General features: G+C 72.5%; 13 protein-coding genes. 12 read left to right on the forward strand and 1 reads right to left on the reverse strand.

The annotated features are described in order from the left end of the window. The first annotated feature begins 26 nt into the window (after positions 1 to 26). The 12 genes from JOD65_RS09975 (at position 27) to JOD65_RS10030 (ending at position 12,254) form a co-directional block, all read left to right on the forward strand. The gene (locus tag JOD65_RS09975) at positions 27 to 1,493 is read left to right on the forward strand and encodes an aldehyde dehydrogenase family protein (RefSeq protein ID WP_204811075.1); all 1,467 of its coding nucleotides are present in this window, start codon (positions 27 to 29) and stop codon (positions 1,491 to 1,493) included. Beyond that, positions 1,490 to 2,383: an isocitrate lyase/PEP mutase family protein gene (locus JOD65_RS09980; protein WP_191196573.1), complete on the forward strand. Its 894-nt coding sequence runs from the start codon at positions 1,490 to 1,492 to the stop codon at positions 2,381 to 2,383. The genes JOD65_RS09975 and JOD65_RS09980 overlap by 4 nt, the downstream gene beginning before the upstream one ends. Continuing rightward, positions 2,380 to 3,606 (forward strand): FAD-dependent oxidoreductase, encoded by a 1,227-nt coding sequence (locus JOD65_RS09985; protein ID WP_204811077.1) that lies wholly within the window; start codon positions 2,380 to 2,382, stop codon positions 3,604 to 3,606. The genes JOD65_RS09980 and JOD65_RS09985 overlap by 4 nt, the downstream gene beginning before the upstream one ends. Before the next feature lie 10 nt (positions 3,607 to 3,616). Then, on the forward strand, positions 3,617 to 5,059 hold the full coding sequence (locus JOD65_RS09990; RefSeq protein ID WP_191196574.1) for an aldehyde dehydrogenase family protein: 1,443 nt from the start codon (positions 3,617 to 3,619) through the stop codon (positions 5,057 to 5,059). Between the two features lie 155 nt (positions 5,060 to 5,214). After that, complete coding sequence (locus JOD65_RS09995; protein WP_191196575.1) at positions 5,215 to 6,024, forward strand: oxidoreductase; 810 nt, start codon at positions 5,215 to 5,217, stop codon at positions 6,022 to 6,024. Then, entirely contained in the window at positions 6,021 to 7,016 is a 996-nt protein-coding gene (locus tag JOD65_RS10000) for a dienelactone hydrolase family protein (RefSeq protein WP_204811079.1), read from the forward strand. The genes JOD65_RS09995 and JOD65_RS10000 overlap by 4 nt, the downstream gene beginning before the upstream one ends. A 14-nt stretch (positions 7,017 to 7,030) precedes the next feature. Beyond that, entirely contained in the window at positions 7,031 to 8,278 is a 1,248-nt protein-coding gene (locus JOD65_RS10005) for an aromatic ring-hydroxylating dioxygenase subunit alpha (protein ID WP_191196576.1), read from the forward strand. Further along, a complete protein-coding gene (locus tag JOD65_RS10010) occupies positions 8,275 to 9,033 on the forward strand; it encodes a hypothetical protein (protein WP_191196577.1) in 759 nt (252 codons plus the stop codon). Before JOD65_RS10005 ends, JOD65_RS10010 begins: the two co-directional genes overlap by 4 nt. After that, positions 9,030 to 10,004, forward strand: coding sequence for a calponin homology domain-containing protein (locus JOD65_RS10015; protein ID WP_204811081.1), 975 nt, complete (start codon positions 9,030 to 9,032; stop codon positions 10,002 to 10,004). The genes JOD65_RS10010 and JOD65_RS10015 overlap by 4 nt, the downstream gene beginning before the upstream one ends. Next, positions 10,001 to 10,831 (forward strand): SDR family oxidoreductase, encoded by an 831-nt coding sequence (locus JOD65_RS10020; protein WP_191196578.1) that lies wholly within the window; start codon positions 10,001 to 10,003, stop codon positions 10,829 to 10,831. The genes JOD65_RS10015 and JOD65_RS10020 overlap by 4 nt, the downstream gene beginning before the upstream one ends. Next, positions 10,831 to 11,514: a hypothetical protein gene (locus tag JOD65_RS10025; RefSeq protein ID WP_191196579.1), complete on the forward strand. Its 684-nt coding sequence runs from the start codon at positions 10,831 to 10,833 to the stop codon at positions 11,512 to 11,514. The genes JOD65_RS10020 and JOD65_RS10025 overlap by 1 nt, the downstream gene beginning before the upstream one ends. Further along, positions 11,511 to 12,254 carry a maleate cis-trans isomerase family protein gene (locus tag JOD65_RS10030; protein WP_191196580.1) on the forward strand — a complete coding sequence of 248 codons (744 nt, stop codon included), beginning with the start codon at positions 11,511 to 11,513 and terminating at the stop codon, positions 12,252 to 12,254. Before JOD65_RS10025 ends, JOD65_RS10030 begins: the two co-directional genes overlap by 4 nt. A gap of 67 nt (positions 12,255 to 12,321) precedes the next feature. Here JOD65_RS10030 and JOD65_RS10035 read toward each other — a convergent pair whose 3' ends face one another. Further along, entirely contained in the window at positions 12,322 to 12,477 is a 156-nt protein-coding gene (locus JOD65_RS10035) for a hypothetical protein (RefSeq protein WP_191196581.1), read from the reverse strand.

Genomic DNA, 12,477 nt, shown 5'->3' on the forward strand with positions numbered 1-12,477 from the left:
CTCGAGACGAGCGCACGGGGAGCCTGGTGCTTCCTGAGGTCGGCCAGCTCGTCGACGGGGAGTGGCACGTCCCCGACGAGCGCCTGGACCTCGTGCTGGAGGACCCGTTCCGGGGCGAGAGGCTCGATGCTGCCGTCGCGAGCGACGAGGCATCGGTCGAGCGGGCCGTGCAGGCCGCGCACGACGCGCACGAGTCGGGTGCGTGGGCCGACCGGCCACCGGTCGCTCGTGCCGAGGTCCTCGACGCGGTTGCCGGGGCGCTCGAGGCCGAGCTGTCCCGATTGGCGGAGCTCGAGGCGTTCGCCACCGGAGTCCCGGTGCGGCAGACCTCGATCGTGGGAGTCATCGTCCCGGGGGCCTTCCGGCTGGCTGCCGAGATGCTGCGGGCCGGCATCCTCCTCGAGCACCACGAGGGCCCCGCCGGGAACCCGGTCGAGGTGCACCGGTTGCCGCTGGGCCCGGCCCTGTGCCTGGTGCCGTGGAACGCCCCGGCCCCGATGGCCGCCCACAAGGTCGCCAGCTCGCTGGCGGCGGGAGCAGCCACGATCCTCAAGCCGAGCGAGTTCGCGCCCTACGCGACGACCGAGCTGGCCCGCACCGTGGGCTCCGTGCTCGCCGACGCCGGCCTGCCCGGTGGCGTGTTCCAGCTCGTGCAGGGCGGCCCCGGTGTCGGCGGCCGCCTCGTCAACGACCAGCGGATCCGGGCGGTGTCCTTCACCGGCGGTCTGGCGGGTGGCCGCGCGATCGCCGCGGCCTGCGCCTCCGACTTCACCGCCCTCCAGCTCGAGCTCGGCGGCAACAACCCGCTGGTCGTGCTGCCCGACGCCGACCCCGAGGACGCCGCCCGGTCCGCTGTCGACCTGTTGACCACGCTGAACGGCCAGTGGTGCCGGGCGCTCGGTCGATTGGTGCTGCCCGCTGCCGGCGCACAGGAGATCCTCGAGCTGGTGCTCGCGCGCCTGGCCCTGCTGCAGGCCGGTGACCCCCTGGACGAGGCGACCGACCTGGGACCGGTCGTCCACTCGGTGCACCTGGCCCGGCTCCGTGCGGCCATCGCCGAACGCACCCGGGCCGGCGGCGTGGCCCACGCCAGCACGCACGTGCCCGAGGGCCCGGGCCACTTCCTCGCCCCGACGCTGCTCACCGGCGTGCCGGTGGAGCAGTCGGTCCACGAGATCTTCGGCCCGGTCGCGACCGTGCACACCTACGACACCGAGGAGCAGGCCCTCGCGGTGGCCAACGGCACCCCCTACGGCCTCGAGGGCTACGTGCTGGGTGAGGACACCGAGCGGGCGCTCTCCTTCGCGCGCCGGGTGCGCGCCGGGGAGGTCAAGGTCAACGGCTCCTCGATCATGAGCCTGCACCTGATGACGCCCCGACCTGCCTGGGGACTGTCCGGCCTCGGCGAGGAGGGCACCGTGGAGACCATCCGTGCCTTCACCGGCGCCCGCGTCGTCGGGGTCGAGGGCGGCCACGCCCTGCACGCGCGATGAGCACGCCTCCGGAGCGGCTCCGGGTGCTGCTGGCCGGCCCGGACCTGGTGCACCTGCCCGGTGTCTACGACGCCGTCACGGCGCGGCTCGCCGCCCGGGCCGGGGCCCGCGGTGTCTGCCTCTCCGGCGCGGTCGCCTCGGCGGTCGCGCTGGGTGTGCCGGACCTGGGCTTCGTCAACGGGTCGGACATCGCGGCCCGCGCGACCCAGGTGACCGGAGTGCTCGACGGGCTGCCGGTGCTCGCCGATGCGGACACCGGCTACGGCAACGCCCTGCAGGCGCGGCGTACTGCCCAGACCTACGCCGCGGCCGGCCTCGCCGGGCTGCACCTGGAGGACCAGGTAGCCCCCAAGCGCTGCGGCCACCTGGCCGGAAAGGCGGTCGTCGGCGTCGCCGAGGCCGCGGGTCGGGTCCGGGCCGCGGTCGAGGCCGGCAGCGGCCTGGTGATCGTGGCCCGCACCGACGCGCTCTCCGTGGACGGGGTCGACGCGGTGGTCGAGCGCTGCCTGGCCTTCGCGGCGGCCGGTGCCGACGCCTTGTTCGTGGAGGGTGCCGGCGCTGACGTGATCGCCCGGGTCGGTGCCGCGGTCCGGGCCGCGCACGGGCGCGAGGTCCCGTTCGTGCACAACCGCTCGGAGGCCGGCGGCCCGGTCGAGCAGGGCCCCGACGACGACGAGCTGCGGGCGCTCGGCGTCCGACTGGTCATCCACCCCGTCTCGGGGCTGCTGGCCGCGGCGCGCGCGGCCGCGGCGTCCTACGACGCGATCGTGGCCTCGGGTCACGCAGGAGGTACCCCGCGGATGGACTGGACCGAGCTCACCGACCTGCTCGACCTGCCCGGCCAGCTCCGGTTGGAGCACCGCTACGCCGATCCGGTGGACGCGCGATGACGGCGCCGGGCGGAGCCGGCCGCACCGTGGGTGAGGTCCTGGTCGTCGGAGCCGGCCCGGTCGGACTGACCGCGGCCCTGTGCCTGGCACGCCGGGGCATCGGGGTGACGGTGCTGGAGGCCGGCGACGGTCTCGCCACCGAGTCCCGCGCCTCGACCTACCACCCGCCCAGCCTGGAGATGCTCGCCGAGCTCGGCGTGCTCGAGCCGCTGCTCCAGCGCGGCATCATCTCCACCGCCTTCCAGTACCGCGACCGCCGTGGCGGCCCGATCGCCGAGCTCGACCTCGGCGTCCTGGCCGCGGACACGCCCTTCCCGTTCCGCGTGCAGTGCGAGCAGAGCAAGCTCACTCCGATCCTGCTCGAGCAGCTGCTCGCGTGCCCGTCCGCCTCGGTCCACTTCGGTCAGCAGGTCGTCGCTGTGGTCGACGACGGACTGACGACGGTGGTCCGCACCGCCGCCGGGCGGGAGTGGCGCGGCGACTGGGTCGTCGGCGCCGACGGAGCGAGCTCGGCCGTGCGTCGGGCCATCGGGGTCCAGTTCGAGGGCATCACCTACCCCGAGCGCTTCCTCGTGGTCTCGACCACCGAGGACCTCACCGCCGCGCTGCCCGGCATCGCCTCGGTCAACTATGTCTTCGACCCCGACGAGTGGCTGGTGCTGCTGCGCACCCCGGAGCACTGGCGGATCCTCTTCCCGACCGATCCCGACACCGCCGACCACGAGGAGACCGCACCCGCCCGGGTCCAGGCCCGACTGCGCGGAGTGGCTGACCTCGGTCGCCCGTGGGCACTGCTGCACGCTTCCCTCTACCGCGTGCACCAGCGGGTCGCCGACCGGTTCCGGGTAGGCCGCACCCTGCTGGTCGGCGACGCCGCCCACGTGAACAACCCCCTGGGCGGCATGGGCATGAACAGCGGCCTGCACGACGCCGTGCTCGTCGGTGCGGCGCTGGGCGACGTCATCACCGGCACTGGCGTCATCGACGAGCTCGACGGCGTGCTGGACCGTCGCCGCGAGGTCGCGCTCTCCTACGTCAGGACGGTCACCCACGACAACTGGAAGCAGCTGCGCGAGACCGACGCCGAGGCCCGGGACGCACACCACGCCTCGCTGCGCCACCTGGCGGCCGACCCCGAGGCGGCGCGCGACTACCTCCTGCGCACCTCGATGATCGACTCGCTGCGCGAGCGACGACCCGCAGCTGACGCGGTCGGCGGATGAGGCCGGTCGGATGAGGCTGGCCCGGGAGAACCCGTCTCGCACCGACGAGTGCGTCGGTGTGGTCGAGATCGCCGACGCCGCCGTGGTGGGCGCCGCCGTGGGTCGCGCGAGCGCCGCGCAGCCGGCGTGGGCCCGGGTCCCGGTCCCCGAACGGTCGCGGCTGCTGCACGCGGCGGCCGACCGGGTGGCGTCCGAGCAGGACGCGATCGCGGAGCTGATGGCCCGGGAGACCGGCAAGGTGCTGCCCGACTGCCGCGGTGAGGTGGCGTTCGCCGTCACCGTCCTCCGCTGGGCCGCGGACACGGCCGCCCGGCTGCTCGTCGACCGCGAGGTGGACGACGACCTCGGTCGCCTGCTCCTGCGGCACCGTCCCTACGGCGTGGTCGCGGCCGTCACGCCCTGGAACGCGCCGGTGGTCCTCGCCGTGCTCAAGGTCGGCCCCGCCCTGGCCACCGGCAACACGGTCGTCGTGAAGCCCTCCCCGCTGGCGCCGTTCGCCGTGGCCCGGTTCCTCGACCTGGTCGCCGACCGGCTCCCGGACGGCGCGCTCCAGGTCGTCCAGGGCGACGCGACCACCTCCGCCGCGCTGGTCGGTCATCCCGGCGTCGACCGGGTCGCCTTCACGGGCGGAGAGGCCGCCGGCCGGGCGATCGGGGAGCTGGCCGGCCGCTCGCTCACCCCGTCCCTGCTCGAGCTGGGTGGCAACGACCCGGCGATCCTGCTCGCCGACGTGGTCCTGGACGACGCAGCGATGGACCGGATGGTGATGGCCGCCTTCGCCACCAGCGGCCAGGTCTGCATGGCGGTCAAGCGGCTCTACGTCCACCGATCCCGGCACGCCGAGCTGATCGACGGCCTTCGCGCCGCCGCCGACCGGGTGCTGTGCTGGGGTGACGCGATGCACCCCGGGGTCACCATGGGACCCCTGGTGTCGGCAGCCGCGGCGTGCCGGGTGGGAGACCTGCTCGAGCGCGCCGTCGGAGGAGGTGCCTATGCCATCCGGATCGGCCGGCAGGACGACGCCACCGACCCCGGCCGGGGCCACTACCTCGCCCCGCACCTGGTGCTCGGGACGGGGGACGACGACGCGCTGGTCGCCGAGGAGCAGTTCGGCCCGGTGCTGCCCGTGCTCTCCTTCCGCACCGAGGAGGAGGCGCTGACCCGCGCCAACTCCGGCGACCTCGGCCTCGGTGCCTCGGTCTGGTCGGCCGACGAGGACCACGCCTTCGACCTGGCGCGCCGACTCGACGCCGGATTCACCTTCGTCAACACCCACAACCGCACTGGCCTGGCCCTGCGTGCGCCGTTCGGCGGCGTCAAGCGCTCGGGCTGGGGGCGGGAGTACGGCGACGAGGGGCTGCTCGAGCACGTCCAGACCTGCGTCGTGCACGCGCCTGGGCCGTTCAGGCCGGGTGGCACCGGGCTCGGCGCGACGGCGTACCCGACCGGCTGACCCGGCCGCACACCGTGTGGCCCGGGTCACGATCAGGTCACTTCGCGGACGGCATGCGACCCGATGTGGAGAAATACCCGTGGATGTCCTTCTCGGAAACGTAGATCATATATACCCTGAGACTGCACCCACCCTCACCACCGCAGGAGACCTTGATGAGCCAGAGCCTGAAGTTCGTCCAGGAGCACCTCGACGAGGCGGCGCCGACCGACGTCTCGGAGGTGTTCGGGGCCTGGCAGGCGCTGGTCGAGCGGCTCCGGGCGAAGGTGGCGGACCGGTTCGAGCTCGAGCGGGATCCCTCGACCGAGGTGCTCGAGGACTTCGGCTCCGAGACCGGCCCGCGCGGCCGGGTCCGGGCCTACACCGGGCCCGAGATCGACTGGATGGTGCACTCGCACATGGAGAACGCCGCCCAGGGCTTCTGCAACGTGCACCTGACGATCTGGCTCGGCCCGCAGGTCAAGGTCCCGCACTTCGGGATGGCGCTCGGCTGCTTCCCGCAGGGCTGGGTCTACCTCGACTCGGTCCCGCGGAGCTACCTGGTGACCGACACCGAGTCCTTCGACCGCTACTTCGAGCCGGTCAACGAGCGGTGGGAGCAGGTGCGCAACGACCACCCTGAGATGGAGCCGTTCGTGAGCCGCAGCGCATTCGTGCGCGCCGGGCTGTCCCCGACCGCCTTCTGCTACATGGCCCCGGCCGACCAGCAGATGACCGACCTGGTGACCGAGCTCGCCGAGGAGCACCTCGACCGCTGGCTGCGCTGGGTCGACGAGGCCGAGGCGGTCCCCGCGGAGGAGCGTCCCGCGCTCGCAGCGGCCGACGAGGCGATCCGCCGCAACATCGCCGAGCGCGACCCGGCCAACGTGATGGGCGACCGGTTCTTCGGCCCCGAGACCACCCACCGCCTGGTGCGGGCCCTGTGGGGCGGCGACCGGGTGCTGGCCCGCCCGCTGGACCGATGACCGCGCCCGTGCTGGTCCGGGCGCTCCGCAGCGCGGCGCACGTGCCGGGCGCGGAGGCGCCGTACGACACCGTGCACCTCACCGTGCGCTACCCCGCTCTCGCTCCGCGCGACGACGTCGAGCGGATGAGCGGCCGGCTCGCCGCCGACACCGCCGCGGCGCCGTACCCGGTCGTGGTGCTGGTGCCCGGTGTCAACGTGGCCGCGGAGTCCTACCGGTGGCTGGCTGTGCGGCTCGTCGAGGCCGGCTTCGTCGTCGTCGGCTACGACTGGGTCGGCGAGCTGTTCCCGGGGGAGCACGGGCTGACCCCCGGCGTCGACATCACGGCGTGCGGGCCCGATCACTACGGAGAACGGCCGACGACCCATGCCCTGCGTCCGGTGCTGGAGGCCGTCAGCCGGCTTGCTGACGCCGGGCCGCTGGCCGGCCTGCTCGACCTCGACTCGGTCGGCCTGGTCGGCCACTCCGCCGGCGGCACCGTCGCGCTCCAGTCGGCGGCTCCGGCCTGGTTCCCGGAGGTGCGGGCGGTGGTGACCTACGGCGCCCACACGATGGCCTCCCAGATGCTGGGCTACCCGCCCAGCACCCTGCTGCCAGCGCCCGTGCAGGCGCCGGTGCTGCTGGTGGCCGGCACCGACGACGGAGTCGTCGCCGCCAGCGCGATCCGGTACGGCGAGCGGGCCGGCGCCGCCGGCCACGACCCGATCGAGCGCACCTGGGCCGAGGCACTGCCGGCCACCACCGAGGCCTGGCTGGTGCGGCTCGCCGGAGCCGGACACATGCTGGCCGCGCACCCCGACGACCCGTCGACGGCCCGGGGCTTCCTGGAGACCCCGACCGACGCTGACCAGGACCGGCTGCGGGACACCTTCGCCCACGTGGTGACGACATTCCTGCACGCCCAGCTGCGCGGCGACACCGCCGCCAAGGGCCGGCTCGAGCACCTCGCCGAGCACCCCGAACCCGAGATCGCCGACATCCGGCGACGCTAGGAGGACAAACCGCGATGTTCAAGAACTTCTGGTACGGCGTCGAGTTCAGCTCCGACGTCCAGGTCGGCAGCCCCAAGAAGGTGAAGGTCCTGGGCCAGCAGCTGGTGCTCTACCGCAAGCCCAGCGACGGGAAGGTCGTGGCGATGTCCGACCTGTGCGTCCACCGGGGCGCAGCGCTCTCGGAGGGCACGGTCAAGGGCGACTGCATCGTGTGCCCCTACCACGGCTGGGAGTACAGCCCCGAGGGTGAGGTGCAGAAGATCCCGGCGCACCCGGAGAAGGGCATTCCGCGCAAGGCGCGGATCGACGCCTACCCCGTGGTCGAGAAGCACATGATGATCTGGGTTTTCATGGGCGACCTGCCCGAGGAGGAGCGTCCGCCGATCCCCGACTGGTCGGCCGTCGACGACACCGAGACGTACCGCGCGGTGACCGGCACCTTCCTCTGGAAGTCCAACTACGAGCGGATCCTCGAGAACGGCGTCGACATCGCGCACACGCCGTTCGTGCACGCCGGCTCCTTCGGCAATCCGGACAAGCCTGAGGTGCCCGAGTTCGAGGTCGAGACCTCGCCGTGGCACTGCAAGGCTTCGGTGAAGCTCAACCCACCGAAGCCGCAGGGGATCTGGGGGAAGATGAACCCGGACAAGGGCGACCTCCTGAACCGGCCGCTGGTGCCGGTCTCGACGACGTGGTGGCTGCCGAACGCGATCCTCCTCGAGGTCGACCTGCCCATGGGCAAGCTGAAGATCTTCGACGTCAACATCCCGATCGACGAGGAGACCACCCTCGTCAAGTTCATCGCGCTGCGCACCTTCTTCAAGGGGAAATGGGCCGACAAGGACGCCAGGCGCCGGGTCTTCAAGGTCCTCAAGCAGGACGAGGCCGTGGTCGACACCGTGCGTCCGGAGCTGCTGCCCTTCGACCTGTCCGACGAGCTGCACGTCAAGAGCGACTACAACCAGGTCCTCTACCGCCGCCGCCGCCGCGAGCTGATCGAGGCGGGCTGGTCGGTCGAGGGCAACACGATCGTGGGAGAGGGCACGTCGGCACGGGTGGAGGCGCGGGTCATCCCCTCGCCGATCCGTCGCGAGGTACCCGAGCTCGCGAGTGCCTGGAACTTCAAGGAGGTCCGCAGCCGGCAGCTGCTGGAGTCCGAGGCCGCGCGGCGGACGCCGACGTCGACCCCGACGACCCAGGCCACCCCGGACGTCGACGACGACGAGCCGGAGTCCATGCCGACCACGGAGGTCACGGTATGAGCCGGAGTCTCCCGGGCAGCCTCTGCATCGGCACGCTCGCCGCGATCGTCGAGCGCGCCGGGCTCACCGAGGTCGTCGGCCCCGACGGCGGTCCGTTCCGCACGCTCAGGTCCCCGATGTCACCCGAGCCGGTGGGCCGGGTGCGGGTCTTCAGCGGCGAGGCCGTGGCCAAGGTCGTCTACGTCGGCCTCGCGGTGCCGGCGATCGGCCTGGACAGCCACATGGTGTTCGCGTTCGCGCCCGCCGACGTGGCGGTCCCGCACTTCACGTTGGACTCGGTCCAGGGGCAGGGCTCCTATGCCTTCCACCTCGACCTGATCCCGCGGGCCGATCTCGCGACCCACCTGACCTACGTCGACTGGGCGCACACCCCGCTCACCGACACCTTCGACGAGGTCTCCGCGCGCCCGGGCCTGTCCAAGGCGGCGATCGGGCCCCGCCAGTTCGCGATGATGTCGCCCTGGATGCTGGTCCACCGGGCCGACGAGGACGCCTTCGCCGGCATCGGCGACGCGGTCGGGGAGTATCTCGACCACTGGTTCGGCCTGCTCGGGGCCGGCGTGCCCGCCGAGGTGGCGGCCGACCTCGCAGACACCGACCTCGCGGCCCGCGACCACCGGAACCGGGCCAACATCTTCAGCCCCGACGTGGACAAGGTGTGGGCCCAGGTCGAACGGCTGCTCGGCCCTGACGCGATGGAGGACGTGCGCGCGCAGCTGCTCGACAACAAGATCGTCTCGGAGGTGCCGGCGTGACCACCGTGTCCGAGAGTGCCGAGGCCGGCACCACGAGCGAGTGGCAGCAGCGGATCGCGGGGGAGTGGCACGGCCGTCCGGGACTCTTCGACGCAGTCGGCAACCACGTGGGCTTCGAGCGGGTCGACCGGGCGAGCGTGGTCGAGGACGGCGTCGCGCGCTACTGGATGAACACCTCGCTGGAGGCCAGCGGGCCGCTGCGCAACAGGTTCGAGCTCGGCGCCCAGTTCGACTTCGGCATCGTCGACTCCGACGAGAACCGGGTCTACTGCGGACCGGACTTCTACGGCACCGGCCAGCCCTACGGCCTGTTCGTCGACGCCCACTACTACTCTCCGGGCTGGCAGGCCGACCTGCGCACCTGGAACCAGGTGCTCCCCGACGGCTCGACCCAGGTCTACTCCTCGGTGCTGCACGACGGTTGGGCGGTGTGCGCGGTCTTCAACGGCATCTACCAGCGCACCTTCGACCACGGGACCAACCCCGAGACGCAGGCGTTCGTCGAGGACTGGATCGCGCTGGAGACCCGGCGGGGCCCGACGCCCCAGGTGCTCCCGACCAAGGAGAGCGGTGCCTGGCGCGGGTCGCTGTTCGTCAACGCCGCCGACCAGACCGCGCTGGGCGAGGTCGAGGTCGTCATCGAGCACGAGCCGATCTCCCTGCGCCGGGCCCGTCACCGTGTGACCTGGACGGGTGCGCTCGAGCGCACGTACGCCTTCGAGCGGGTCCGGGACGGCGCGCGCACCCAGTACGAGGGGCCGGAGGTGTTCGGCAACGCGACGTCGTACGGCCGGGCGCTCTTCACCAGCCAGCACCTCGTCGGGCCGGACGCCCGCGGCGTCGAGAAGATCAGGGGCCGCGAGGTGCTGATCGATGCCGGGACCCGCGACCTCGCCGTGGTGTGGCAGCTCTTCCGCGGCGACACCACGACGCACTTCGTGCACGGCCTGCTCACTTGGGAGGGCGCATGAGCACAACGTCCGGTCGCGTCGTCGTCGTCACCGGCGGAACCCGCGGCATCGGCCACGGACTGGCGCGCGAGCTCCTCGCGCGCGAGTGCCGGGTGGTCATCTGCGGCCGGTCCGCAGCGAGCGTGGACGCCGCCGTCGGTGCCCTCGCCGCGGCCGCGCCGGGTCGGGTGAGCGGCGTCCCTGCCGACGTCACCGACCGCGCGTCGGTGCAGGCGCTCTGGGACCACGCCGTCGCGACCTTCGGCCGCGTCGACGTGTGGATCAACAACGCCGGCCTCTCCTCGCCGCGACTGCCCTTGCCAGAGGTGCCGGTCGAGGCGGTGGGTGCCGTGGTCGCGACCAACCTGGTGGGCGCGATGAACGGGTGTGCGGTGGCCCTGGCCGGCCTCGCGGCTCAGCCGGGCGGCGGCTGGGTCTGGAACATGGAGGGCTTCGGCTCCGGCGGGCAGAAGCAGCCCGGGATGGCCGTGTACGGCGCCAGCAAGCGCGCGGTGACCTACCTGACCGAGTCGCTGGTCAAGGAGGCCAAGGACGGACCCGTCAAGGTCGGCTTCCTCTCCCCGGGCATCGTGGCCACCGACCTCCTGGTCGACGACTACGACGGTCAGCCGGAGGCCTTCGAGAAGGCACGCAAGATCTTCAACATCCTCGGCGACCGGGTCGAGACCGTGACCCCCTGGTTGGCGGACCGGTTGCTGGCTGCCGACAGGAACGGAGTCCGGGTCGCGTGGCTCACCACGCCGAAGGCCATGGCTCGTTTCATGACCGCCGGATTCAGGAAGCGCGACATCTTCGCATCCGGGTCCCCCGAGATCGCGGCGTCCTGATGGCGATCGATCCCTGCACCGAGTACGGCCTGGCGCTGGCCGCCGAGGACTTCGTCCCGGTGCTGCTGGCCGGGGCAGGCACGGTCGTGCTGGCGCTGGCTGCCGGCCGGTCGGTGCCGCAGGTCCGGGTGCCCGCGCTCCTCGCCGGCGGTCTGGTGACGCTCGGCGGGCTGGCCAAGGCGGTGTGGAAGCTGCTGGTCGCCGCCGAGCCGTGCCGCAACATCGAGGTGCTGGAGCAGCTGCTCTTCCCGTGCCTGGCCTTCGGCTTCGCCGGGATCGTGTGGGCGCTGGTCGGCGTACGTCGCGGTCGGCCCGCACCGTGGCCGCCGTACCTCGTGCTGCCGGTGCTCGGCGCCGTGGCCGCCCTGGCCGTCGGGGACACCTGGCCGCTGTTGATCGCCGCCGCCATCGGCGCGGTGACCGTCGGCGTGCTCGGGATCCTGCTGGCCCGACGACGGCGCGACGCGTTCGGGGTGGTGCTGTTCGGCGTCTACATCGTCGGCACGCTCGTGCTGCCGCCGCTGGCCGGACGACCCGACCAGTCCGAGGCGCTGCAGTGGATCGAGCAGCTCACCAACTCCGTCGTCCAGCTCTGCTTCCTCCTCGGCGCGATCGGCCTGCTCCGCGCGGCCGCGCCGTCCACGTCCGTGCCCGACCACACATCCGCAGGAGTGCCCCGATGACCGACCGCCTCGGCTGGCGCCGCAAGTTCGGCGTGATCGCCCCGAGCACCAACACGATCGTGCAGCCCGAGTTCGCGATGATGTCGGTCCCCGGCGTCACCTCGCACTTCTCGCGGATCCACATCCGCGACCAGAACATGGACTCCGACGACGGCATGGAGCGACTGCTCGAGCAGATCCGCGAAGAGATCGGGGGCGCGTGCGAGCGGGTGCTCACCTGCGAGCCCGACTACATGGTGATGGGGATGAGCGCCGAGACCTTCTGGGACGGCGTGGAGGGCAACCGCGCCTTCAAGAAGCAGATCACCGGCATCACCGGGCTCGACGTCGCGACCGGTGCCGAGGCCTGCGAGCGCGCGCTGCACCTCTTCGGTGCCCGCAAGATCGGCGTGGTCACGCCGTACCAGCCGATCGGTGACGAGAACGTCGTGAAGTTCTTCGGCGAGCTCGGCTTCGAGGTCGCCTCCATCAAGGGACTGAAGTGCCCGACGGCCGTCTCCATCGCCCACGTGAGCGAGGCGGAGCTGCGGGACGCGATCTTCGAGGTCAACGAGTCCGACGTGGACGCGATCGTCCAGTGCGGCACCAACCTGTGCATGACCACGCTCGCCGACGAGGCCGAGCGTTGGCTGGACAAGCCGGTGATCGCGATCAACGCCGCCACGTGGTGGATGGCGCTGCGCGACAACGGGATCGAGGACCGGCTGCAGGGCCTCGGCACGCTCCTGCGCGAGCACTGACGCGCCCCCACATCTCCCGCGCGGGGTCGTCTGTATCGCGGCAACGGCCCCGCGCGGGGTCCAGCGTCTACTCCAGGGTGATCCGGTCGAACGGCAGCAGCGGCTCGAGCGCCGGGAACGCGAACGCGAACAGCAGGGCCAGGACGCCCAGCGCCAGGAGCACGGCGAGCAGCACCTTCACCGGCACCGGGCCCGGCAGCAGCCTCCAGAGTGCGGCGTACAT

The organism is Nocardioides cavernae, from assembly GCF_016907475.1.
Taxonomy (GTDB): Bacteria; Actinomycetota; Actinomycetes; order Propionibacteriales; family Nocardioidaceae; genus Nocardioides; species Nocardioides cavernae.